Annotated in this window: 24 protein-coding genes and 1 pseudogene; 13 read left to right on the forward strand and 12 right to left on the reverse strand. The window is 67.6% G+C overall.

Annotation, left to right across the window (positions count from 1 at the left end):
- Positions 1–36 precede the first annotated feature (36 nt).
- The 6 genes and pseudogenes from EV643_RS45785 (at position 37) to EV643_RS22130 (ending at position 5,396) form a co-directional block, all read left to right on the forward strand.
- Positions 37–516: a cytochrome P450 family protein gene (locus EV643_RS45785; protein ID WP_238165712.1), complete on the forward strand. Its 480-nt coding sequence runs from the start codon at positions 37–39 to the stop codon at positions 514–516.
- On the forward strand, positions 513–1,361 hold the full coding sequence (locus EV643_RS45790) for a cytochrome P450 (RefSeq protein ID WP_238165713.1): 849 nt from the start codon (positions 513–515) through the stop codon (positions 1,359–1,361). The genes EV643_RS45785 and EV643_RS45790 overlap by 4 nt, the downstream gene beginning before the upstream one ends.
- Positions 1,358–2,524, forward strand: coding sequence for an NAD(P)/FAD-dependent oxidoreductase (locus EV643_RS22115; RefSeq protein WP_133802008.1), 1,167 nt, complete (start codon positions 1,358–1,360; stop codon positions 2,522–2,524). The genes EV643_RS45790 and EV643_RS22115 overlap by 4 nt, the downstream gene beginning before the upstream one ends.
- Positions 2,505–2,819 carry a 2Fe-2S iron-sulfur cluster-binding protein gene (locus EV643_RS22120; protein WP_133802009.1) on the forward strand — a complete coding sequence of 105 codons (315 nt, stop codon included), beginning with the start codon at positions 2,505–2,507 and terminating at the stop codon, positions 2,817–2,819. Before EV643_RS22115 ends, EV643_RS22120 begins: the two co-directional genes overlap by 20 nt.
- A 13-nt stretch (positions 2,820–2,832) precedes the next feature.
- Positions 2,833–3,936, forward strand: a complete 1,104-nt coding sequence (locus EV643_RS22125) for an NAD(P)-dependent alcohol dehydrogenase (protein ID WP_133802010.1) — start codon at positions 2,833–2,835, stop codon at positions 3,934–3,936.
- 18 nt (positions 3,937–3,954) lie between these two features.
- Positions 3,955–5,396, forward strand: a pseudogene (locus EV643_RS22130) (aldehyde dehydrogenase).
- 299 nt (positions 5,397–5,695) lie between these two features.
- Here EV643_RS22130 and EV643_RS22135 read toward each other — a convergent pair.
- From EV643_RS22135 to EV643_RS22145, 4 genes are all read right to left on the reverse strand, one after another.
- Entirely contained in the window at positions 5,696–6,112 is a 417-nt protein-coding gene (locus EV643_RS22135; protein ID WP_133802011.1) for an ester cyclase, read from the reverse strand.
- A gap of 187 nt (positions 6,113–6,299) precedes the next feature.
- Positions 6,300–6,851 (reverse strand): alpha/beta hydrolase, encoded by a 552-nt coding sequence (locus EV643_RS45005; RefSeq protein ID WP_202869690.1) that lies wholly within the window; start codon positions 6,849–6,851, stop codon positions 6,300–6,302.
- Positions 6,812–7,156 (reverse strand): alpha/beta fold hydrolase, encoded by a 345-nt coding sequence (locus EV643_RS45010; protein ID WP_202869691.1) that lies wholly within the window; start codon positions 7,154–7,156, stop codon positions 6,812–6,814. Before EV643_RS45010 ends, EV643_RS45005 begins: the two co-directional genes overlap by 40 nt.
- Before the next feature lie 54 nt (positions 7,157–7,210).
- Positions 7,211–8,641: an FAD-dependent oxidoreductase gene (locus EV643_RS22145; RefSeq protein ID WP_133802012.1), complete on the reverse strand. Its 1,431-nt coding sequence runs from the start codon at positions 8,639–8,641 to the stop codon at positions 7,211–7,213.
- 196 nt (positions 8,642–8,837) lie between these two features.
- Here EV643_RS22145 and EV643_RS22150 point away from each other — a divergent pair, with 196 nt between their 5' ends.
- Together EV643_RS22150 and EV643_RS45015 are read left to right on the forward strand one after the other, a co-directional pair.
- A complete protein-coding gene (locus tag EV643_RS22150) occupies positions 8,838–10,379 on the forward strand; it encodes an ATP-binding protein (RefSeq protein ID WP_202869692.1) in 1,542 nt (513 codons plus the stop codon).
- 93 nt (positions 10,380–10,472) lie between these two features.
- A complete protein-coding gene (locus tag EV643_RS45015; RefSeq protein WP_202869693.1) occupies positions 10,473–10,946 on the forward strand; it encodes a hypothetical protein in 474 nt (157 codons plus the stop codon).
- Positions 10,947–11,389: 443 nt separating this feature from the next.
- Here the strand turns inward: EV643_RS45015 and EV643_RS22155 are convergent, their stop codons facing one another.
- Entirely contained in the window at positions 11,390–12,091 is a 702-nt protein-coding gene (locus EV643_RS22155) for a helix-turn-helix transcriptional regulator (RefSeq protein WP_238165714.1), read from the reverse strand.
- A gap of 89 nt (positions 12,092–12,180) precedes the next feature.
- Between EV643_RS22155 and EV643_RS22160 the strand changes: the two genes are divergently transcribed.
- Positions 12,181–12,612 carry a hypothetical protein gene (locus tag EV643_RS22160; RefSeq protein ID WP_133802014.1) on the forward strand — a complete coding sequence of 144 codons (432 nt, stop codon included), beginning with the start codon at positions 12,181–12,183 and terminating at the stop codon, positions 12,610–12,612.
- Positions 12,613–12,941: 329 nt separating this feature from the next.
- Entirely contained in the window at positions 12,942–13,655 is a 714-nt protein-coding gene (locus EV643_RS22165) for an FAD-dependent oxidoreductase (RefSeq protein WP_238165715.1), read from the forward strand.
- Here the strand turns inward: EV643_RS22165 and EV643_RS46515 are convergent.
- Both EV643_RS46515 and EV643_RS22175 read right to left on the reverse strand, forming a co-directional pair.
- Entirely contained in the window at positions 13,652–13,774 is a 123-nt protein-coding gene (locus EV643_RS46515; RefSeq protein WP_255513029.1) for a hypothetical protein, read from the reverse strand. The two genes, EV643_RS22165 and EV643_RS46515, sit on opposite strands and share 4 nt — an antisense overlap.
- Positions 13,775–14,082: 308 nt before the next feature.
- Positions 14,083–15,240, reverse strand: coding sequence for an epoxide hydrolase family protein (locus EV643_RS22175; protein WP_133802015.1), 1,158 nt, complete (start codon positions 15,238–15,240; stop codon positions 14,083–14,085).
- A 62-nt stretch (positions 15,241–15,302) separates the two neighbouring features.
- Between EV643_RS22175 and EV643_RS22180 the strand changes: the two genes are divergently transcribed.
- Positions 15,303–16,283, forward strand: a complete 981-nt coding sequence (locus tag EV643_RS22180) for a helix-turn-helix transcriptional regulator (RefSeq protein WP_133802016.1) — start codon at positions 15,303–15,305, stop codon at positions 16,281–16,283.
- 148 nt (positions 16,284–16,431) lie between these two features.
- Here the strand turns inward: EV643_RS22180 and EV643_RS22185 are convergent, their stop codons facing one another.
- Positions 16,432–16,770 (reverse strand): transketolase-like TK C-terminal-containing protein, encoded by a 339-nt coding sequence (locus EV643_RS22185; protein WP_440589973.1) that lies wholly within the window; start codon positions 16,768–16,770, stop codon positions 16,432–16,434.
- A gap of 168 nt (positions 16,771–16,938) precedes the next feature.
- Positions 16,939–17,598 carry a hypothetical protein gene (locus EV643_RS22190; RefSeq protein WP_202869694.1) on the reverse strand — a complete coding sequence of 220 codons (660 nt, stop codon included), beginning with the start codon at positions 17,596–17,598 and terminating at the stop codon, positions 16,939–16,941.
- 139 nt (positions 17,599–17,737) lie between these two features.
- Between EV643_RS22190 and EV643_RS22195 the strand changes: the two genes are divergently transcribed.
- Positions 17,738–18,175: an Hsp20/alpha crystallin family protein gene (locus EV643_RS22195; protein ID WP_133802017.1), complete on the forward strand. Its 438-nt coding sequence runs from the start codon at positions 17,738–17,740 to the stop codon at positions 18,173–18,175.
- A gap of 726 nt (positions 18,176–18,901) precedes the next feature.
- On the opposite strand, the gene EV643_RS46965 is transcribed toward EV643_RS22195, so the two are convergent.
- Both EV643_RS46965 and EV643_RS22205 read right to left on the reverse strand, forming a co-directional pair.
- Entirely contained in the window at positions 18,902–19,390 is a 489-nt protein-coding gene (locus tag EV643_RS46965) for a hypothetical protein (protein WP_202869699.1), read from the reverse strand.
- A complete protein-coding gene (locus tag EV643_RS22205; protein WP_255513030.1) occupies positions 19,296–19,961 on the reverse strand; it encodes a protein-L-isoaspartate(D-aspartate) O-methyltransferase in 666 nt (221 codons plus the stop codon). Before EV643_RS22205 ends, EV643_RS46965 begins: the two co-directional genes overlap by 95 nt.
- 60 nt (positions 19,962–20,021) lie before the next feature.
- On the opposite strand from EV643_RS22205, the gene polX reads away from it, so the two are divergent.
- Positions 20,022–21,809 (forward strand): DNA polymerase/3'-5' exonuclease PolX, encoded by a 1,788-nt coding sequence (gene polX / locus EV643_RS22210; protein ID WP_133802018.1) that lies wholly within the window; start codon positions 20,022–20,024, stop codon positions 21,807–21,809.
- 144 nt (positions 21,810–21,953) lie between these two features.
- Here the strand turns inward: polX and EV643_RS22215 are convergent, their stop codons facing one another.
- Positions 21,954–22,352, reverse strand: a complete 399-nt coding sequence (locus EV643_RS22215; RefSeq protein WP_133802019.1) for a hypothetical protein — start codon at positions 22,350–22,352, stop codon at positions 21,954–21,956.
- Between the last annotated feature and the right edge of the window lie 100 nt (positions 22,353–22,452).

Consider the following 22,452-nt stretch of genomic DNA (forward strand, 5'->3'; position numbering starts at 1 on the left):
TGGACCATAACGTCTCCGATCCTGGTGGGAGAGACCATGACCACAGTCGAGAGTGCCGACGTTCTGGTGACGCCGGAGGAGGTGGCCCGGCGGATCGTCTTGCCAGAGGGCCACCGCGACGACGCCGGACTGTTCGAGGCCTATCGCTGGTTGCGGCAGAACAACCCGCTCGCGAAGATCTCGGTCGACGGCTACGACCCGATCTGGCTGGTCAGCAAGCACGCCGACATCATGGAGATCGAACGGCAGCCGCATGTGTTCACCAGCGGCGGCGCCGACCGGCCCGGCTCGCACAACCCGATCCTGCAGAACCAGGCCGGCGACGCCTTCACCCAGCAGTTGACCGGCGGCAGCCTCCGCATCCTGGACACCCTTACATATCTCGGCCCGCCAGAGCACACGGCGATGAAGGACATCGCCGCCGACTGGTTCCGGCCGGCGAACCTGAAGAGTGGGAGGACCAGATCCGGTCGCTCGCCCGCGACGCGATCGGCAAGTACCTCCGGCCGGGCGTGAACGAGCTCGACTTCGTCCAGGAGTTCGCGCTGTTCTACCCGTTGCACGTGATCATGACGCTGTTCGGCGTACCCGAGTCCGACGAGCCGCGGATGATGGCGCTCACCCAGGAGTTCTTCGGCACCGCCGACCCGGACGCGCAGCGGGCCGATGTCGAGCCGCTCACGCCGGAGGCCGCCGCGCAACAACGGGCCGCGGCGATCAAGGACTTCTACGCGTACTTCGATGTCCTTGTCGAGGATCGTCGTACGACGCCCCGGGAGGATCTCGCGACCCTGATCGCGTCGGCCAGGACCGAGTCGGGGGAGTACTACGCCAACACGTTCGCGTACGGCTGGTTCATCGCGATCGCTACCGCCGGGCATGACACCACCTCGAGCACGATGGCGGGCACGATCGAGCAGTTGGCCTTGCACCCGGACCAGCTCGCGGTGGTGCAGGCGGACATGTCGCTGGTGCCTGATCTCGTTAACGAAGGTCTGCGCTGGTCGTCTCCGGTCAAGCACTTCACCCGGCAGGCGACGCAGGACTACACCCTGCGCGGCCGGGAGATCCGGGCGGGCGACCGGTTCATGTTGCTGTACCAGTCCGCGAACCGGGACACGGATGTGTTCAACGATCCGGACACCTTCCGGCTGCAACGCAAGCCGAACAAGCACATCGCCTTTGGCTACGGGCCGCACATGTGCATCGGCCAGCACCTGGCCAAGCTCGAGCTGCGGGTCCTGTTCGAGGAGTTGCTGCCGCGGATCAGGAGCATCGCGATCACGGGCGACCGGAAGGTCGTGCAGACCAACTTCGTGGGCGGGCTGCGGAACCTGCCGGTGCGGCTGGAGCTGGCGTGAGCCCGCGAGTCGTGGTGGTCGGCGGCGGTCATGCCGGTACTACGCTGGCCGCGCTGCTGCGGCAAGGCGGTCATCGCGGCGAGATCATCATGTTCGGCGACGAGGTCGACTTCCCGTATCACCGGCCGCCGTTGTCCAAGAAGTTCGTCGACGGCGAGCTCGAGCAGTGGTTGCGTCCGGCCCCCTTCTACACCGAGCAGCGCATCGACGTCCGCCTGGGCGAGCGGGTGTCCTCGATCGACCGGGCCGATCGACGCGTGCACGCATCGAGTCCTTGTCCGTACGACGTACTGGTACTGGCGACTGGAGCTCGCCCGCGCGACCTGCCGGTACCCGGCGTGACCGTTGGTGGCGTCGTCTCGCTCCGGACGCTCGAGGATGCGCGTGCACTGCGCAAACACCTCACCGCGGATCGCCGGGTCGTGATCATCGGCGGCGGCTATATCGGCTTGGAGGTCGCCGCCGCGGCTCGTGCGAACGGCGTCGAGGTGACCATCGTCGAGCGGGAGCAGCGGGTGCTCGCCCGGGTGGCGAGTGAGGAGTTGTCCGCCATACTGGCCTCGTACCACCGCGAGCGCGGGACGACGATCATCACGGGTGCTCAGGTGCGACGCCTCACCAGCCGGGATGGTCAGGTGCGAGCCGTCGTACTCGACGACGGTACGGCGATCCCGTGTGACGTCGTGGTTGTTGGGGTGGGCGCCGTACCTCGTGATGAGCTCGCCGTCGCGGCCGGGCTGGACTGCGACCAGGGGATCGTCGTCGACGGATCCGCGCGGACCAGTGACTCGGCGGTGTTCGCGATCGGTGACGTCACCCGGCGGCCGGTGCCCGGCGTGGACGGCTTGATGCGGCTGGAGAGCATTCCGAGTGCTACCGAGCAGGCGCGGCAGGTGTCGGCGGCGATCCTCGGCGCTGAAGCGCCGGCTCCCGAGGTGCCGTGGTTCTGGTCGGATCAGTTCGATCTCAAGCTCAAGATCGCGGGTGTGGTCGTCCCGGGGTGTCACGTCGTACGACGAGGTGAGCCGGCGTCCGGGCGGTTCGCGCTGTTGCACCACGACGATGCCGGCGCCGTCACCGCCGTCGAGACGGCCAACGCGCCGGGCGAGTTCATGGCTGCCAAGAAGCTGCTGAGGAGCGGTCATGCCCACAGTCACCTATGAGTTGCCAGACGGCTCTGTGCACGAGGTCGACGTTCCGTGCGGGCAGAGCGTGATGGACGGGTCGGTCCGGAACAACCTCGCGGGCATCGTCGCCGAGTGCGGTGGCAGTTGCTCGTGCGCGACTTGTCATGTGTACGTCGACGCGGGGCTCTTCGACGAGGTCTCGGACGAGGAGCGCGAGTTGCTCGAGTTCGCCGAAGGCGTCCGTCCGGAGTCGCGGCTGTCGTGCCAGCTGATCGTCGGCGAAGGCTGCGGTGGGGTCCGCGTCCGGGTTCCTGACACCAACGGTTTATGAACGGAGAGAAGTCATGGAAATCACTGCAGCGGTGGCGAGGGAACTCGGTGGGTCGTTCTCACTCGAGCAGGTCACGCTCGATGATCCCCGCGCCGGTGAGGTGCTGGTCGAGATCGCCGGTGTCGGCTTGTGTCACACGGACCTCGCGGCGAAGGACGGTCATCTGCCGTTCCCGTTGCCCGGGGTGTTCGGGCATGAGGGGAGTGGGGTGGTCGTTGCCATCGGTCCGGGTGTCTCGAAGGTTGCTCAAGGCGACAAGGTGGCGCTCACCTTCAACAGCTGTGGGGAGTGTGTGCAGTGCGTCCGCGGCGAGCCGTCGTACTGCCAAAGCTTCATGCCGCTCAACTTCGCCGGAGTCCGGCCGGACGGGAGCAGCACGCTGCGGTCCGGCGACACGGTGCTGGGTTCCGAGTTCTTCGGGCAGTCGTCGTTCGCCACGCATGCGATTGCTCACGAGCGCAACGTGGTCAAGCTGCCCGCTGACGCACCGCTGTCGATGGTCGGTCCGCTGGGGTGTGGCGTGCAGACCGGTGCGGGCGCCGTACTGAATTCATTGGACTGCTCACCCGGGTCCTCGTTGTTGGTGCTTGGTGGTGGGTCGGTTGGTCTGTCCGCCGTACTGGCGGCCGGGGTCCGCGAGCTCGGCACGGTCATCGTGGTCGAGCCGCTTGTCCAGCGTCGCGAGCTCGCTCTGGCGCTCGGCGCGACGCATGCGATCGACCCGGCCGACGGGCCAGTGTCCGAGCAGGTCCGGGCGATCATCGGCCGTGGTGTCGACTACGTGATCGACACGACCGGTGTGGTGGGCGTCCTGGAGCAGGCGATGTTGTCGCTCGCGCAGCGCGGGACGGTCGGGATCATCGGCGTACCGTCCGATCCGGCGGCCGCCTTGCCGGTCAACCTGATTCAGGCACAGATGCTCGGGGCAACTATCACCGGCATCGTCGAGGGCGACAGCGTCCCCGACGTGTTCATCCCGCAGTTGCTGGAGCTGCACCGCGCCGGGCGGTTCCCGTTCGACAAGCTCATCACCACGATGCCGTTCGCCCGCATCAACGAAGCCGTCGCCGCGCAGCACCGTGGTGACGCCGTCAAGATCGTGCTCGTGCACGACTGATCATCTGAGGACATGGCCATGATCGAGTACGACAAGCTGTACATCGGGGGCGGCTGGACCTCGCCGGCCGGATCGGGCACCATCCCCGTGCACTCCGCGACGTCCGAGGAGCAGGTCGGCGTCGTACCGGAAGGGTGTAAGGCCGATATCGACGCCGCGGTCGCCGCCGCGCGCAAGGCCTTCGACGATCCTGCGGGGTGGTCGCGGTGGGAGCCGGCGCGCCGCGCGGAGGTCCTCGAGCGGTTCGCGGTCGCGCTGGAGAAGCGCAGCGAGGAGATCCAGCGCCGGGTGAGCGTGCAGAACGGGATGCCGATCTGGCTGGCGCAGCAGTTCGAGGGACCGTTTCCACCGCTGCTGCTGCGGTACTACGGGGGTCTCGTGCGCGACGTGGCGCATGAGGAGGTCCGGCCGGGCATGCTCGGCGGCAACTCGGTGGTGATCCGCGAGCCCGTCGGGGTTGTCGCGGCGATCGTCCCCTGGAACGTGCCGCAGGCAATCACCTTCCTGAAGCTCGCACCCGCACTGGCCGCGGGCTGCACCGTGGTACTCAAGCCGGCACCGGAGACCGTGCTGGACGCTCTCCTGATGAGTGAGGCGGCTTTCGACGCTGGGCTGCCCGACGGGGTTCTGAACGTCGTTCCCGGTGGGCGCGAGCTCGGTGCCTATCTGGTCTCGCATCCTCAGGTGGACAAGGTGTCGTTCACCGGCTCGACCGCCGCCGGTCGTGCGATCGGGGAGCCTGCGGACGACTGCTCCGGCCGGTCACCCTCGAACTCGGCGGGAAGTCGGCCGCGATCGTGCTCGACGACGCCGACCTGCAGCCGTCGATCGAGAGCTTCTTCGCGGCGACCTTGCTGAACAACGGGCAGATCTGTTGGCTCGGCACCCGAGTGCTCGCGCCTCGATCGCGGTACGACGAGGTCGTGGACACCGTCACCGGTCTGGCCGGATCCCTACGTCTGGGCGATCCGATGGACCCGGCGACGCAGGTCGGTCCACTCGTGTCGTCGCGGCAGCGGGATCGGGTCGAGTCGTACATCGCGAAGGGCCTCAACGACGGCGCCCGGCTGACCACCGGTGGCGGACGGCCGGCCGATTTGGACCAGGGGTGGTTCGTCGAGCCGACGGTGTTCGCCGAGGTCGACAACCAGCACGCCATTGCCCAGGAGGAGATCTTCGGACCAGTGCTGTCGGTGATCCCGTATTCCTCTGAGGAAGAAGCGATCGCGATCGCGAACGCCAGCGACTACGGCCTCGGCGGCACCGTCTGGACCACCGACCCCGACCGCGGCGAGTCCGTCGCCCGCAGGGTCCACACCGGCACGATCGGCATCAACGCCTACGTCAACGACCCCACCGCCCCCTTCGGCGGCGTCAAGGCCAGCGGCCTAGGCCGAGAACTCGGCCGCGAGGGAATCCACGCCTACCGACTGCTGAAGACCATCTACCTGGCGTCCTAGCCCCAGCCCGCACCTCAGAACAAGTACAGCCGAGCCCGCGAACGGCGAGCTCGGCTGTACTTGCGTACCAAAACTTCAGGGTTCGTATCCCCCAGGGACTTGAACCCCACGTGTCCGAGGAGGGACACGTACCTTAACCACACGCATCCAGCTAAACGTCTGAGCAGCGGGAGTGTCCGGGCGGAGCGAGTGTTCCGTCCGTTCTCCATGGCCCTGCCCCCTGGATTCGTTCGGGGCAGGTCCCGTGGAGCTCAGGCGGCGGGCTGTGCTTGTCGTGTTGGTCTGCAGTCCGGTGTTGTCTACTTCGCGGGGATGACGCCGAGTTGCTGGAGGAAGCCGAGGGTGTCCCAGACCTGCCAGGTCTCCGCGATCTTTCCGTCTTCCATCCGGTGGACCGAGATCCCCTCGATGTCGCTGACCTCGCGGCCCGTGGCCGGGATTCCGTTGACGTCGCCGACATGCCGTCCGCTTCCGGTCCACCGCGCGACGACCTTGTCGCCGGCCGAGAAGATGTCACGGATCTCCCAGTGGCCGTCGACACCGGTTTGGTAGGTGCTGATGGCCGCGGCCATGCCGGCCGGTCCGTCATCGGCGTTGACCTGCGGGTCGTGCACTCGGTGGCTGGCGGTGACAAGGTCGTCGGCGAGCTCGTTCTTCCGGTCGTTGCACAGCTCTTCGTAGAACCGCTTGACGACGGCCTCGTCTGTTGTGCCCATTGCTCTTCCCCTCCTGTCGCCCCCCAGGCCGGAGAAATAGGCTCTCTCACGTCACGATGCTCCGCGCTTGGCAGGCGGTCAAGACATCCTGTGATCCCGGATCCGTTGTGGATGCATGGACAGTTCGTCATACCTGGTGTCGTCTCGCATGTAACAGTCACTCGACTGGTCGCAATCGGTCGGCGGGCTATCGGACTGGCGTGCCTCCTGCGGTGGCGGTGGTCGGGGCGGGAAGGCTGGTCAGGAAGTCGAGTAGCAGGGCGTTCACCTGGTTCGGTGCGTCGAGCTGTGGCCAGTGGCCGATGCCGTCGATCCGCTCGTATCGCCAGGGGCCGTGAACGAAGGCTGCGGTGCCGGTTAGCGCTTGTTCGGTGATCGCGAAATCCTCGGTGCTCCAGAGCCCCATGGTCGGCGCATGGATGGGCGGCAGCTCGGTCGGTGGTCGGATCAGCGATTCCGGCGGCAGGATCGCCCGGTACAGGGCGAGGCTTGCGGTGAGGCCGGCGGGGTCGCGGAGGTGTGCGACGACGGAGTCGATGTCTGGATGCCTGCTCCAGCTGGGGAGGTTGGCGAAGTCGTCGGCGGCGAGCCAGTGCTCGGCTACGCCGGGGAACTGGAACAGCAGCATGTACCACGACTTCTCGCGTTGTTCCCAGCCCGCGGCGGCGAACGCCGCCGGATGGCCGACCGAGAGGCAGGTCAGGCTGGCGACCCGCTCGGGCGACAGGGCGGCGAACACCGCGCCGATCGCACCGCCCAGTCGTGGCCCACGACGTGGGCGTGGGGCACATCGAGGCGATCGAGGTGTCCGATCAGGTCGCTGACCATCTGAATGATGCCGTAGCTTGCGACGGTTTCGGGCTTGTCCGAGTGACCGAATCCGCGAAGATCGGGTGCGATGGTTCGGTATCCGGCCTCGCCGATCGCGGTGATCTGGTGGCGCCAGACCTCGTGGGTGTCGGGCCAGCCGTGGAGTAGGAGGACGGGCTGGCCGTTTCCGTTGTCGTTCACCTCGAGGACTGTTCCGTTGATGTCTAGACGCATGGCGAGCTCCTTACTGGTTTCGGCTGGTTGCGGTGATCGGTCCGGTTGTCGGCGTCAGCGCGGCGTACCTGGGTCGGCGATCGCGGACAGCAGCTCCGCGCGGCCGGGGCTCGGTATCGGGTACCGGGGCGCGTTGGCGCCGAGCGTGAGGACCATGCCGACCATGCCGGGCGCTGCCAGCGCCTGCTGGGGTGTGCACAGCATCGACATGACGGACGCGTACGCACGCAGTACGTCGGGATCGTGCTGCGCGGCCGCGTACAGCGCTTTGCTCATCGCCCAGCTGGCGTCCGACGTGTGGCATGGCTCGCCGGCGGCGTCCTCGGCGATCTCGCTCAGCCGGTGCCGGTCGAAGGCGACGGTCATCCTGTACAGCGGGGTGACCGTGCTCTCGGTGATTTCGTCGAACCGCCGTACCAGCTTCTCCGGCTGGTCCGGGTCGACCTCGCGGAGCAGGTCGCGGAGCGCGCAGGCGTGGAGCATCCCGATCGACGCCCCGCGCCCGAGCGAGGGGTTGGTGCACGCCCACGCGTCGCCGACCGCGACCAGCCTGGTGACCACGGGTTCGCCGTCGACGACGAACCGGCGATAGCGGTCCTCGATGCCTGCGATCACCTGTACGTCGGTGATCGGATCGGCATCGCCCCAGTGGGCGACAGTCGGGAACAGCTTCAGCGCCGCGAGCCAAGACGATGTGTCGCGCAAACCGCGCAGCTGCTTGTCCCGCGCGGACGTGATGAACCCGACGCCCCAGGTGCTGTTGTCGCAGGGAAGGGTCAGGACCGACAGGCTCTCGAAGTGCTGGAGAAGCGTGCCCATGGCCGCGGGGTGGAATCCGTCCGTCGAACGGAAGTGGCGGGCGTAGTACACGAATCCCGAGTCCTCGCGCTCCTCGCGGGGGCGGCGGCCTCCGGCGGACTCGACCATGGAACCCACTGGCGACCGTCGCCCCGTCGCGTCGACGACGAGATCGGCACGGAGTTCGGCGCCGTCGTCGACCACGACACCGGTCACGTGTGGCGCCGCTGCGATCACGCGGCGCCCGGTGAGCAACCCGGTGACCGCGACGCCGCGGCGGATCCGGACACCGTCGGTCCGGTTCGCGACGGTTGCGGCCGCTGCCTCGAGGATCGGACGCCGGGCCGTGACCGTCTCGAACCGCTCGTCGCCGTCGCGCCATCCGCCGGACATGTCGGCGGGCAGCGCACCGACCACGTTCACGCGGGAGCCGCCGAAGGCGATCACCTGCTCGAGTACGGCCGGCAGTTCGTGCTGCATCTGCGCCCGCCAGCGGGGCAGCATGAAGTGCAGCTGGCGGAACTGGTTCACTCCCGGCCGTTGCCACCTGCGCCAAACGCTGTCGGCGTCGTCGCCGGGTGCGGCGTCGTCCCGTTCCAGGACGGTCACGCTGTGGCCGTCGCGAGCCAGGAGCATCGCGGTGACCAGGCCGTTGAGGCCGGCGCCCAGCACGAGGATTTCCGCCATGTCACACCTCCGGAGTTGTATCAGTGCCGGAAGCGTGCGGCGCCGACCTGCTCACCTTCCAGACCAATCGCTGTCCAATCGCTGTCCGAACGCGTACGAGACGTCCATCCGTCTTGACCGCCAACCCGGCGCGGGGCACGTTGGACTGAGGCGCAGTGCACCCTGCCGCTCGGGGTGGTGCCGAAGGGGGTGGCGCATGACGAGCCGTGGCAAGTCGGCACAGATCGGTGTGATCACGGTTGCGGACCGGCTCCGGCAGGCGCGGCGCCGGCGGTTCGTCGGGCGGACCGGTGAGATCGAGTTGTTCCGGACCGCGTTGACGTCGGACGAGCCCGGCTTCACCGTGCTGTTCGTTTACGGGCCGGGAGGGATCGGTAAGACCGCTTTGCTCGGCGCCCTCGCTCAGGTCGCCGAGGAGGCGGACGCCACGCCGGTCCGCCTCGTCGCCCGGACGATCGAGCCGTCGCCGTCCGCGTTCTTCGCGGCACTCGGAGCGGCCCTCGGCATACCGGAGCGCGCCGCACCACTGGAAAGCCTGGAGGCGCACCGTCGCCCGATTCTCTTCATCGACACCTACGAGCAGCTGGTGCCGCTGGACAACTGGCTGCGTGAGGAGTTCCTGCCGGCGCTTCCCGCAGCCGCGCTGGTCGTGGCGGCCGGGCGGACGCCGCCGTCACCGCAGTGGGCGAGCGACCTCGGCTGGGGTGAGTTGTTGCGAGTGGTTGCCCTGCGCAACCTGCAACCCGACGACGCACGCGCCTACCTTCATGCCGCGGGTGTGCCCGAGGACTTGCATGGGCAGGTGCTCGAGATGACTCACGGTCATCCGCTCGCACTGTCCCTGCTGGTCGATGTCGTCGAGCAGCACCGAGGTGCCCTCGCGCCGGGCCTGTCCCTGCAGGAATCGCCGGACGTGGTGCGGGTGCTGCTCGAACACTTCGTCGAGTGGGTCCCCAGCCCCCGGCACCGGGAAGCGTTGAAGGCCTGTGCCCATGCCCGGTTCACCACGGAAGACCTGCTGCGCACCGCGCTCGGGGGCGATGACGCGCATGAGCTGTTCGGCTGGCTGCGCGGGCTGTCGTTCATCGAGGAGGACCCGTACGGCGTGTTTCCGCATGACGTGGCGCGGGATGTCCTCGACGCGGATCTGCGCTGGCGGGACCGCGCCTCGTACGCCGAACTGCATCGGCGGGTACGTCGGCACCTAGTGGAGCAGGCAGGACGGACCAGGGGACTGGAACAGCACCGCTGGACCGCCGACATCATCTTCCTGCACCGCAACAACCCGGCGATGAGCAGCTTCTGGGACTGGGTGAGCTTCGGTCAGGCATTCCCCGACGAGCTCCGTGACGAGGATCGAGCCCCGATCGTCGCGATGACCAGGCGGCATCAGGGGGCCGAGCAGGCCGAGCTCGTGGCGCACTGGATGGAGCACCCTGCGGCGACGTTCATCGCGATCCGGGCCGGATCCGGCGAACCGATCGGCTACGGCGGGGAGATCGCCCTCCATCAGGCCGGCGAGTCCGACCTCGCCGCCGACCGCGGCGTCGCCGCGATCTGGGAGTACGTGCAGCGACACGGCTCGCCACGGCCGGGCGACAGCGTTTATGCGGCCAGGTTCTTCATGGATCGCGATGCCTACCAGCGGCCGTCGGGGTCGAACAACGTGATCACCGCGCGGCACATCCAGCACGTCCTGACCACGCCGGGCCTGTCGTGGGACTTCATCGCGTGCTAGGAGGATGCGTCCTTCTGGGAGCCGTTCTTCGCCTACATCGACTACCACCGTGCCCACGAGGCGGAGTACGAGGTCGGCACCCATCACTACGCCGTGTTCGCCCACGACTTCCGGCGGCTGGGCCCCGCGGCCTCGCTGGAGCTGATGTCCGACCGGGAGATCGGCGCTCCCGCCGGGCCGCCGACCGGTGCCGACCCGGAACTGGTGCTCTCCCAGCCGGACTTCGCCCAGGCGGTCCGTGCCGCCTTGCGCGCTCTGCACCGACCGGACCTACTCGCCAGCAATCCGCTGCTCCGTTCCAGGCTGGTCCGTGACCACGGTGATCCGTCGGCGGACACCCTTCGCGCCCTGCTGCTGGAGGCGGCTGAGTCACTCCGGGCGGACCCCCGTGACGACAAACCCTTCCGAGCCGTCGACCGGACCTACCTGCGACCCGCCGCCACCCAGGAACGCGCCGCCGAGGTGCTCGGCCTGCCCTTCACCACCTACCGCCGCCATCTCGCCCGGGGCGTCGGCCGCATCGTCGACTGGCTGTGGACCCGTGAACTGCACGGCCCGCCGGGCTAGCTACCCGTCGGAACAGCAGAGCGCCGATCGCGACCAGCCACAACGTCCAGAGATGGCTTCCGAGGAGACCGCCCAGGTCCCAGACGGGGAAGTCGGAGATCGCGGTGGCGAGGAGGATATCGCCTTGGCCCAGCGCAGAAACCCGATGAGCGACAAAACGGCAGAGGCAGCTCCCAGGTAGGTGGTCACCCGCAGTGCCGCGTCTCCCCGACAAGCCAACGCGGTCGGCAGCAGCAGGATCGGCACAGCCAGGATCGGGCAAGTCCAAGCGACTGCGCGAACCAGGTCCACACCAGACTCGCCCCACCGGCCGCGAACTCAGGCAAGACCACGTCGAAGTCGACATCGACGCGTTGCGATGACTGGCCCGAGCCCTTGTCGACGAGTCGTCTGTAGTCGAGCTAGCCACCCCTGGGCCGATTTCCGAGCACCTCTACGGCGGCTCATGAGCCGGGTTCCGGGGCGGGCTCGAGGCGGACGCAGCAGTGGCCGGGCTCTGGCTTGAGGTGGGCTTGCAGTTGGGTGGCGTCCAAGCCTGTCAGGAGTCCGTCGAGGAGGCAGAGGTTCATCTCGCAGACCAGGTCGGTGTGCTGCTGGGCCAGCGAATGGAATGGGCAGTTGCCCAGGACGATTGCGTTCGCGTCGGCACGGGGCTCGAAGCCTTGTTGTTCGAGGACGCCCATCACGGCATCCGGGCGGGATGCCCCACTGGTGGTATCGCGCGCAGCGGCACCGAGTTCGTTGCCTAGTTTGCGGGCGAGCCGATCGAGAGCTGCCCGTGGGGATTCACCAGTGGCTTCGGCGTCCTCGATCGCTGTCGCCAGCAGGCGTCCGGCTAGGTCGTAGCGATGTTCTGGCAGGGAGACAGCGACGTGCCGGTCAGAGCGCCGGTACAGCTTTGACGGCCGTCCCGCGCCAGGCCCGGACCGGCCGGAGCGGCGCTCGTAGACGACATCGAGCAGGCCCTCGTCGTTCAGCCGGTCGAGGTGGAATGCGGCGGTCGCGCGTGGCACTCCCACGGCGGTGGCGGCCTCGTCCCGGGTCACCGGGGCTGCTTGGCGTACGACGTGGTCGTACAGCCGGCGCCGCGTCGGCTCCTCCAACGCGGCGACTGCCAAGATCCGGGCTACCAAGGTGTCGTCCACGGCACTCACTCTAAAGCCAACTTCCATTGACGAAAACCTGTAGGCCTTCTAAAGTCAAGGTACATCTATTTTAGAAGGAGTTGGGAGCTATGACGACTGAGGTGCCCAGCAGCGGCACAACCGGCCGGGAGGCGCTGTCCGACCCGGCGTACCAGGCCTTTCTGGCCTTGCGAACGGTCTTCACGGTCGCGCCGATCGTGTTCGGACTGGACAAGTTCGCCAACCTGCTGACTGAGTGGCCGGGCTATCTGGCGTCGTGGATCAACGACATCGTTCCGGGCTCCGGGCAGGACGCGATGTACGCCGTGGGCGTCATCGAGGTCGTTGCCGGCCTGGTCGTCGCCCTGGCGCCGCGCTACGGCGGGCTGCTCGTCGCGGCCTGGCTCGCGGGCATCATCGTCAACCTGCTGACGATCCCCGGTTTCTACGACGTCGCACTGCGGGACTTCGGTCTGCTGGTCGCCGCCCTGGCGCTGTCGCGTCTCGCCGTCAAGTACGCACTTGCCCGACACGGCTCGTAAGCGGGGCCGGTCGCCGAAGCCAGCGTCCGGACCTGAAGCAGGCTCAACGACTTCCACTTAACGCCCGCTCTGCCGCGCCGTCTCCGAGATTTCGCTATTGGAAAGGTCATCATGAACAAGGAGCCCACCTACCTCATCGTCGGCGCCAGTCTGGCCGGTGCGACTGCGGCCCAGACATAGCGGTAGCAGGGCTTTACGGGTCGGATCGTTCTCATCGGCGACGAGAGCGAGCGCCCCTACGAGCGGCCCGCGTTGTCCAAGGGTTGTCTGCTGGGCAAGGACGAGCGAGGATCTATGCTCACGAGGAGCGGTGGTACGCCGGGCATGCGGTGGAGTTGCGGCTCGGCCGGCGCGCGACGTTGCTGGACCGCGGCGCGCATGAGGTGGAACTCGACACTGGCGAGCGGGTGGGCTACGCGAAGTTGCTGCTGGCAACAGGGTCCTCACCGCGCCGACTCCGTCTGCCCGGCGCTGATCTCGACGGGGTGCACTATTTGCGCCGGGTCGAGGATTCGGATCGGCTTCGCGAGGAGATCCGTGACGGTGGCCGGATCGTTGTCGTGGGCGCTGGGTGGATCGGTCTGGAGACCGCCGCCGCGGCCCGCGAGTACGGCTGTGACGTGACCGTCATTGATCCGCAGCAGGTGCCTCTGGTTGCTGCGCTTGGGAGCGAGATGGGTGCGTTCTTCACCGGGCTCCATCTGCGGCATGGACCGCCGGTCGCCGCGAAGGCGATGCTCGGTCAGCAGGTGAACTACGACCGGCTTCCATACTTCTTCACCGACCACTACGACGTGGGGATGGAGTTCTCCGGCTGGTTCGGCCCGGGCGGCTACGACCGGCTCGTCACCCGCGGCGATGTCGATGGGCAGTCGTTCCACGCGTTCTGGGTGGCCGATGACCGAGTAGTAGCGGGGATGCAGGTCAACCTGTGGGACGACGGCATCGCGCCCGTTCAGGAACTGATTCGCAGCAGGCAACCGGTCGACCTGGACCGGCTCGCGGATACCTCGGTGCCACTCGCCACGCAGGTGGTGGCCTAGCGGCGGTCACCGAACTGCGCCACCCCGGCGAGGGTCGCACCCATGTCCGTCGGGTGCCGGCCGCCCTGCAGTTGCGCCTGTTGCAGACCGTCGTCGAGGTCGCTGCCGAGGAACTCCACATTGGTGCTGCCTTTCCCCGTCGAGCTGCTCCGGTTCCTGGAGCGGTCGACCCCGCCCGAGCCCGCCGAGTCAGCCGGTATTGCTGAGCCACTGTCCGCCACGGCAAAAGGTCTGCCCGGCGCAGCTTTGACCGCGGTCCCCGGAACTGCCGGGTCGGCACAACCTCAGTGGGGCGGACTCCCCGCCGGTTGTGCCGACCCGGTGTGGCAGCCCTGACGCCTGCCAGCAGGCCGGTCTGGCGGCGTACTCCACCGAGGTCTTGGTGCAGTACGCCGACACGATCCGTACGGCGCCGTGGTGGCTGCGATTACCTCAGCGAGCGGAAGAATTCGCGGACATCACCGAGCAGCAGATCGGGCGCCTCCATCGCCGCGAAGTGACCGCCTCGCTCGAATTCGGTCCAGCGCACGATGGTGTCGGTCTTCTCGCCGAATCGCCGGATCGCCACGTCGGTGGTGAACACCGCGACCGCGGTTGGCACGGTTGAGCGTTCCTTCGGTGCCCAGGCGGAGGCGTCGTGGAACCGCTCGTAGTACGAGTTGGCCGACGACAGCGCAGTACGGGTGAACCAGTAGATGCTGATGTTCGTCAGCAGCCGGTCGCGATCGACCGCGTCGTCGGGGAGTTCGGCGGCGGGGTCGGTCCAGTCCTTGAACTTCTCCGTGATCCAGGCGAGCTGTGCGATCGGGGAGTCCATCAGGCCGTACGACACTGTCAGTGGCCGGGTGCCTTGTATCTGCATGTACGCGGACTTGTCGTCCTGGAAGTCCTTGAACGCGGCGAGCCGCTCGTGCTCGGACTCGGTGAGTGCGGCCATGTCTTCCGGATCGCCGGTGGGGAAGGTGACGTGCGCGTTGAGGTGGATCCCGATCACCTTGTCCGGGGCGATCCGTCCGAGTGCGGGCAGGATGAAGGCGCCCACGTCGCCACCTTGTGCGGCGTACCGGTCGTAGCCGAGGCGGTCCATCAGCTGGGCGAAGGCGGCGGCGGTGCGTCCGTCGTTCCAGCCGGTCTTGGAGATCGGACCCGAGAAGCCGTGGCCGGGGTGGGACGGGATCACCACGTGGAAGGCATCGGCCTCGTCGCCGCCGTGCGCGACCGGGTCGGTCAGCGGGCCGATCAGATCGAGGAACTCGACGACTGAGCCCGGCCAGCCGTGCACCAGCAGCAGGGGAGTCGCACTCTCGACCGCCGATCGGACGTGCAGGAAGTGGACATCCTCTCCGTCGATGGTGGTGACGAACTGCGGGTAGCTGTTCAGCTCGGCCTCGTGCTTGCGCCAGTCGTAGGACGATGCCCAGTAGTCCGCGAGCTCCCTCAAGTACGACGCCGGGGCGCCGCGCTCCCAGCCGGCTCCGGTGAGCTCAGCGGCCCAACGCGTACGGGCGATGCGCGAGCGGAGGTCGTCGAGGTCGGCCTGCGGGATGTCGATGCGGAAGATGCGGATGTCCGTGTTGTTCTCCATATCTCGACTCTAGAATCGAAGCAGGACAGCTTCGGTCCTCTTTCGGTGGCAGAATTCAGGTCATGCTCGAGACCTCGGGACGACTGCTCACGCTGCTGTCGTTGTTGCAGTCGCGACGGCACTGGACCGGCGTGCAGCTCGCGGAGCGGCTCGGTGTGACGGTCCGGACGGTGCGCCGCGACGTTGATAAGCTGCGCAACCTCGGGTATCCGGTGAATGCGACGCTGGGTGTTGCCGGAGGCTACGCACTGGGTGCGGGTGCGCAACTACCGCCACTGCTGTTGGACGACGAGGAGGCCGTCGCGGTCGCGGTCGGTCTGCGGACCGCCGCCGGTGGCACCGTCGCCGGTATCGCGGAGAGCTCGCTGCGGGCTCTGGCCAAGCTTGAGCAGGTGCTGCCGTCGCGGCTCCGTCCCCGTGTCAAAGCCCTGCAGCAGGTGACAGTCCCGCTGATCGGTGGTGCCCCGACTGTCGACCCGGAGGTGCTGACCGCGGTCGCGGCGGTCTGCCGGGATCACGAGCGGCTGCGGTTCGGCTATCAGGACAAGGGCGGTGCATCGACCATCCGCACCACCGAGCCACACCGGCTGGTGCATACCGGTCGGCGCTGGTATCTCGTTGCCTGGGACATCGATCGTGACGACTGGCGGACATTCCGGGTGGACCGGATGTCCCCGCGCATCCCAACCGGTCCACGGTTCAAGCCGCGCGATCTCTCCGACGCGGACGTCGCGCGGCTCACCTCGACCGGCATCTCTACATCGGTCTACCGGGTTCAGGGCCGCTTCGTCCTGCACGCCCCGGCGGCGGAGGTGCAGGAGGTGGTTCCGCCGACCGCGGGCGTCGTGGAGTCGATCGACGACCGCACCTGTCGGCTCATCGTCGGCTCGCCGTCCCTCGAACAGATGGCGGTCTGGATCGCGCTGCTCGGCTTCGACTTCGACATCGAGGAACCGGCGGAGCTGCACAAAGTGATCGGCCCCATCGCCACCCGTCTCAACCGAGCCTCACCACCCGCCAAGCAGACCCGCAGGCGACGCTGACGTGGACTGCGGCGCCCGCGTCGCGGACCTCACCTCTTGCATCGCCGAACCAAGCGGCTACCGCTGACGCCGGTTGCCCCGGCAACGAAGACACGCATGATTCCTCCTGGAGAGACGAGTGTGCCCCGCGGCCGCCCCCGCGTAGCACTCACTGAGCTGGGCCAGGGCCGGTGCCGGGATGGTTGGTGTGGGCGTCCAGGTCGTAGGTCCTCTGTGCCTCGCCAGGCACGCAGGCGTCCAGTTCGCCGCAGCCGGCTAGTTGCGGCTGCACCCGGAGGGCGATGGATGGAGCGTCGACGCCGAAGTGGCGGCGGAGGGCGGCTCGGGTGTCGGACCGGCCGAATCCGTCGGTGCCCAGCAAGGCCCAGGTTCGGGGGACGAAAGGTGCGATCTGATCGGGCACTGCCCGCATCCAGTGCGACACGGCGACCACCGGTCCGGGCGATTCGCTCAGGCGCCTGGTGACATAGGCGATCCGGGGTGACACCCCGCTGGTTCGGTGGTGATCCGGTGATCGACGTTTTCGCGGATCTCGGCTCCGGTGTCCGCGCTCTACCTGCGCGCAGTTGACCGCGGCGGCCCCGGTCGGCGAGCACTAGTGCATAGCCCAGAACACCGGTGACCGCTGGGCCGGTCAGGCTGGCGGCCAGCTTGATCACTCTGCCGTGTTGATCTGTTGGTTGCGTAGTTGGTCGGTGGTGACGTTGATGTCGGCAACCTGGCCGGCCAGTCTGGGGTGGTTGTCTTCGAGTTGTGCTCCGGCCTCGGCCAGCGGCGCCAGCAGGGTTGCGGTGTCGCTTTCGCCGAGCGCGTGAAGGACCCGATCGACGCTCTGCTGGGTGGCGGGGTCGAGGTCGTCGAGCGCGGTGATCTGGGCGGCGAGCCGACGCAGCATGGCCGCGTTGTCCCGGGCCCATTGAGTGACGGCGCGCTCACCGGCCCGCCGGCCGCGGGCTGCCTGGACACGTTGCTCCCCGGTCATACTTTCCTGGTCTGTGGCGTGCGGGTTGAGCCGCAGGTAGCGGCGTTCAGCGGCCTGACGGCTGGCCACGCCGAGCGCGGGAGCGATCGCGGCCCAGCTCACCCCCCGGTCCCGGGCCGCGCCGATGAGCAGCGGCTCCCAGGCCGCAAGCTTGCCCTGCACGACCCGCAGCTCCGCCAGCGCGGCGAGGACGTCAATCGAGCTCACCGCCCCGGTCCCCGGAGCGAATTGGGCATCCGCCACTGGTGCGAGTTGCCGGACGGTTTGCTCCACGGCGGCGATCGCGGCCGAAGCCGGGGTATGCGCGTCGTCTGGCGTGTTGGTGGCTGCCACGCGTCACCTCCTTCATCTGCAGATCCATCATGTCAGCGATTGGATGACATGTCAGCCTTGTCAGCAATCCGTTGACATGTTATAAGGGAAGTAGGTATTGACAGCGTCCATGAGTCGACGACTGAGGAGGTGCAGGACGATGTTGATACGCACCGACCCGTTCCGGGAGATCGACCGGCTTGCCCAGCAGTTCTTCGGAAGCCAGGGCACGTGGTCACGGCCGACCCCGATGCCGATGGACGCCTACCGGCAAGGCGACCAGTACGTCGTTTCGTTCGACCTGCCTGGCATCTCGCCGGATGCGATCGATCTGGACGTGGAACGCAACGTGCTGACGGTGAAGGCCGAGCGCAGGCCGTTGGAGCGCGGTGAGGGCGTTCAGATGCAGGTTTCCGAGCGTCCGCTCGGGGTGTTCTCCCGGCAGTTGTTCCTGGGTGACACCCTCGATGCCGACCGTATCGAGGCCAGCTACGAAGCCGGCGTACTAACGCTGAAGATTCCGATCGCCGAGGAGGCCAAGCCGCGCAAGATCGCGATTGCGAGCGCGGACAGCGACCGCAAGCAGATCGACGCCTGACCCGGCGACAAGCCGTGCCATGGGCTCGTTGTCGATGGGGTGAGATCGATGACGGTGACAACACAGCAGGTACTCGACGAGTCCGAGGTCTTCCGTGACCTTGCGCTCGACGATGGCGATCTGGTGCGCGCCGAGTTCGATGCCTTGATCGCAGAGTGCTGGGACTCGCCGTACGAACCTCCCCTCGACAAGCCAAGTCCACCAGCTGGGGGATGGAACGCGCAACCACCGTCCAGGTGGCCGCGCCGGCCCGGCATCACACCCGGTCTCGCGCCGACACGACGGCCGCATGCCCGCGAGCGCAGTCCTCCGCGGCGCTGGAGCGACCTACCTGACCGATTGTGCCGGTGAGGAGGTGAGTACATCCGAAATCGACGAGACTCCTGACCCGGTGATGCGACCGCCCGCCATCCACACCATCGAACCAGCGGCGACGACCATTTCCGCCGCCTGTCCTTCCTAGGACGACACTTCCGCGGTGGGCCGCCGCATCACCCCGGTCCCACACCCATGAGCTTTCACCAGGCGCCGGTGGTGAGCGCAATGACCGACCGCGTCACCCAGCGACCGGCGGCCGTGTTGTGGCTGCAGACCGAGCCACGCGCCGACACTTCCCGCACATCATCCACAGACACTGGCAACCCCTAGCAACACGGATTTCGATCATTGCGGACGTCACGGCGCCGCCGTCAGCGCAGCGCCGACCACACTCGGCACGACATGCTCTCACCGCACGCCCCGCCGGAGACGTAGGCCGGCAATCCCCTGAAATCGTGGAGACTTGAGATTTGTTGTTCGGTTGTGGCCCGCGGCGACCCGTAGGTCCCGTGATGCTTGGCGAACCACCGCCGAATCGCCACCTTCAGCTGCTCCCGCCGCCGGCCACCCGCGGCGCGGAAGCCCAGGTACAGCCAATTTGGGAAGGTTGACCAGATCCTCGTTCTCGACCTCCCTCCGGGCCACCCGGCTGACCAGCCGGTTGTAACAGCCCGCCGCGTACGTGCCTGGGTAGTGGATCCCGTCGGCCCGCGACTCGGGCGCCGCACCCCGCGTCGCAAAGTACCCCGTTCCCGACAGTGCAAAGCGCCTCGCGCAACCGTGTGCCGGACAGCCCGGGCTGTCACTGGTAGCCGTGGCGGCCGTACAGGCGCACGAATCTGGCGTGACACACCACCCCGCGCGACACGAGACCTTCCGCGCTGCGCTCGAACACAGTCACTTCGTCGGCGCCACCGGGTCCGATCGGCTGCACCAGACGGCCGCCGATGCGGAGCTGGTCGACGAGTGCTTCGGGGACCTGCGGGAAGGCGGCCGACACGAGGATCGCGTCGTACGGCGCTGCCTCGGGCACGCCTTCGGTGCCGTCGCCGTCGACGATGTGCACGTTCTCGATGTCTTGTGCCGCGAGGTTGCGCCGAGCCCGCTCGGCCAGGTCGGGCCATCGTTCGATGCTCGTGACGAAGGACGCCAACCGAGCAAGCAGCGCGGTCTGGTAGCCGTAGCCGGTGCCGACTTCGAGGACCTGGTCGGCTCCGGTGAGCCGAAGTGCTTGGACCATCCGGGCGGACAGCGAGGGTTGGGTGGTCACCTGGCCGTGTGGGATCGGCACGGGCTCGTCGTCGTAGGCGAACTCGACCTGCTCCGTTGGCACGAAGGCTGCCCGAGGCACGCTGCGTATCGCGTCGAGTACCCGTGGTTCGTCCACACCGGCCAGACGAGCCGCCGTCACGAGCCTCTCCAGTCGTCCGGCCTGATCGTCGCCAGGCAGGTCGTTCCTCGTTGGCACAGTTCCATTCTCGGTGTTGTGTTGCGACGCCCGCTGGGCACTGGTGTTGGGGAGGTCGTTATGGCTACTCAGCGCGACAAGTCGCACCGGCCGCGCCGTCCGGCCGAACCTGCGGGTGGCGCGGCTGCGACGAACCAGGAGATCTCAGCAGTACTCCAGGAGTACGCCGAACTGCTCGCGATCACCGGCGGCCAGCAGTTCAAGGTGCGCGTGTACGACAAGGCCGCACGGGCGGTCGGCGGGTGCCCCACGGAGGTGTCCGGGTTGGACATCAAGGATCTGCAGGCGATCCCGAACGTGGGCAAGTCGATTGCCGGCAAGATCAGTGAGTACGTCGCGACCGGCACCATCGGCGCGCTGGAGGAACTTCGGGCGAAGGTACCGGCCGGTGTTCGGGCGCTGACGGAGATCCCCACGCTCGGGCCGAAGCGGGCGCTCGAGCTGTACGAGGAGTTGCGCGTCTCATCGGTCGCAGAACTGGAGCAGGCGGTCCGCGCGGAAGAGCTCCGCGGGCTGCGTGGGTTCGGCCCGAAGGCGGAGGAGAACATCCTGCACGGCATCGAACTCCTGAAGCATGCGGCGGGCCGGGTGTCGCTGGACGCCGCGATGGGTCTGGCCGACCGGGTCGTCGGCCACCTGGCGGCGCTGGACGAGTGCGGGCGATGCGAGTACGCCGGATCACTGCGGCGGATGCGGGAGACCATCGGGGACATCGACGTTCTCGCTGCGTCGAGCGATGCGGAGCCGTTGATGGACGCGTTCGTCTCGTTCGCCGAGGCGCCGGAAGTCATCGCGCACGGGCCGACGAAGACCTCGATCCGTACGACGGGAGGGCTGCAGGTGGACCTCCGCGTCGTACCGCCGGACGCGTGGGGCGCGGCGCTGCTGTATTTCACCGGCTCGAAGCCGCACAACATCCGGATCCGCGAGATCGCGCAACGCGCGGGCCTGAAGCTGTCGGAGTACGGTTTGTTCGATGTCGAGACCGGCGATCTGGTGGTGTCCGAGACCGAGGAAGACGTCTACGAGCGGCTCGGCCTGCCATGGATTCCGCCCACGCTGCGTGAGGACAGGGGAGAGGTCGAGGCCGCACGGCGTGGTGAGCTTCCTGCGGTCGTGACCGAACGCGACATCCGGGGCGACCTGCACACCCACACCAACCTGACCGACGGGCTGGCATCCGCCGACGACATGGTCTCCGCAGCCGCATCGCGCGGATATCGCTACTACGCGATCACCGACCATGCTCCGAATCTGTTCATGCAACGCATGTCGGACGACAAGATCCTGGCCCAGCGGGAGCAGGTGCGGAAGCTCCAGGCACGCCGGCCGCGTATGCGGCTGTTGCACGGCACGGAGTTGAACATCGATCCGGACGGTGACGTCGACTGGCCACCGGAGTTCCTGGCCGGTTTCGACCTGTGTGTCGCGTCGATCCACTCGCATTTCACCCAACCACGGGACCAGCTGACGCGACGGCTGGTCCGGGCCTGCGAGAACCCGTACGTCGACATCATCGGCCACCCCACTGCGCGGTTGATCGGCAAGCGGCCGCCGATCGACGTCGACTGGGACGAGGTGTTCGCCGCCTGCGCCCGCACTGGGACCGCCGTGGAGATCAACTCCTTCCCGGACCGGCTCGACCTCCCCGACACGCTCATCACCCGGGCCCGGCAGCGTGGCGTGAAGTTCGCCGTCGACACCGACGCCCACGCGGAAGTACACCTGGCTTTCCTGCGGTACGGCGTGGGTACGGCGCAACGGGGCTGGGTCACCTCGGACGACGTCATCAACACCTGGCCGCTCAAGCGTCTGCGTGCGTTCCTGCGACACAGGGCCTCACATTGATGCCGACACAGTCCTCGCGACCGGCCAAGACCAGTCGCCGGTCGGTCACAGTCTCGAAGTGCGCGAATGGTGGATGCCTCTGCCGCCGCCGGCCCGATTCTCCAGTACCGCCGCACGGGCACACCGTGGCACGCGCGGGCGCGACTAGTGGGGTTGGGGAAGTTTGGCGTTCCAGTGGTGGAGTTGTTCGGCGAGCCAGGGGACGAGGGGGTCGCCGATCGCGGTGTCGATGCCTAGGTAGCGGATGCCGACGACGGCGATCGCGAGGAGGCCGAGGCAGAAGCCCAACACGTTGAGGGCGCTGCCCGCGACGTCCGGGCGGTGGGTGGTGATCAGACCGACCAGGCCGGTGAGCACCGCCAACGTGCCAAGCACCAGAGTCACACCGAACAGGATCGAGAACGTTGCCGTGAGCGCCGAGCCGAGCCCACAGATGAGGGTTGTTTCCGCGGCCGTGGACATCCGTGCCCGGGGCGCCGGCGAGTCATCGATGAGTGCCTGCAGTCCCACATCACCTTGGGGGCTACGCCGGTACGTGGCCATGTATCCAGGCTAATCCGCAAACGATCACCGGGTAGGAAAGCAACGGTCACGAACGGGTCGCTTTCCCATATCGCCTACAGGTGCGAGATTGTCGAACTGG

The organism is Kribbella caucasensis (assembly GCF_004361855.1).
Taxonomy (GTDB): Bacteria; Actinomycetota; Actinomycetes; order Propionibacteriales; family Kribbellaceae; genus Kribbella; species Kribbella caucasensis.

What these genes read in the sequence shown, in the direction of transcription:
- EV643_RS22180 (WP_133802016.1), top strand. Translation starts at nt 15,303, where the DNA reads ATGCTCGAGACCTCGGGACGACTGCTCACGCTGCTGTCGTTGTTGCAG.
- EV643_RS22125 (WP_133802010.1), top strand. Translation starts at nt 2,833, where the DNA reads ATGGAAATCACTGCAGCGGTGGCGAGGGAACTCGGTGGGTCGTTCTCA.
- EV643_RS45010 (WP_202869691.1), bottom strand. Translation starts at nt 7,156, where the DNA reads ATGCGTCTAGACATCAACGGAACAGTCCTCGAGGTGAACGACAACGGA.
- polX (WP_133802018.1), top strand. Translation starts at nt 20,022, where the DNA reads ATGGCTACTCAGCGCGACAAGTCGCACCGGCCGCGCCGTCCGGCCGAA.
- EV643_RS22195 (WP_133802017.1), top strand. Translation starts at nt 17,738, where the DNA reads ATGTTGATACGCACCGACCCGTTCCGGGAGATCGACCGGCTTGCCCAG.
- EV643_RS22175 (WP_133802015.1), bottom strand. Translation starts at nt 15,240, where the DNA reads ATGGAGAACAACACGGACATCCGCATCTTCCGCATCGACATCCCGCAG.
- EV643_RS22160 (WP_133802014.1), top strand. Translation starts at nt 12,181, where the DNA reads ATGACGACTGAGGTGCCCAGCAGCGGCACAACCGGCCGGGAGGCGCTG.
- EV643_RS22135 (WP_133802011.1), bottom strand. Translation starts at nt 6,112, where the DNA reads ATGGGCACAACAGACGAGGCCGTCGTCAAGCGGTTCTACGAAGAGCTG.
- EV643_RS22150 (WP_202869692.1), top strand. Translation starts at nt 8,838, where the DNA reads ATGACGAGCCGTGGCAAGTCGGCACAGATCGGTGTGATCACGGTTGCG.
- EV643_RS22145 (WP_133802012.1), bottom strand. Translation starts at nt 8,641, where the DNA reads ATGGCGGAAATCCTCGTGCTGGGCGCCGGCCTCAACGGCCTGGTCACC.
- EV643_RS22120 (WP_133802009.1), top strand. Translation starts at nt 2,505, where the DNA reads ATGCCCACAGTCACCTATGAGTTGCCAGACGGCTCTGTGCACGAGGTC.
- EV643_RS45785 (WP_238165712.1), top strand. Translation starts at nt 37, where the DNA reads ATGACCACAGTCGAGAGTGCCGACGTTCTGGTGACGCCGGAGGAGGTG.
- EV643_RS22215 (WP_133802019.1), bottom strand. Translation starts at nt 22,352, where the DNA reads ATGGCCACGTACCGGCGTAGCCCCCAAGGTGATGTGGGACTGCAGGCA.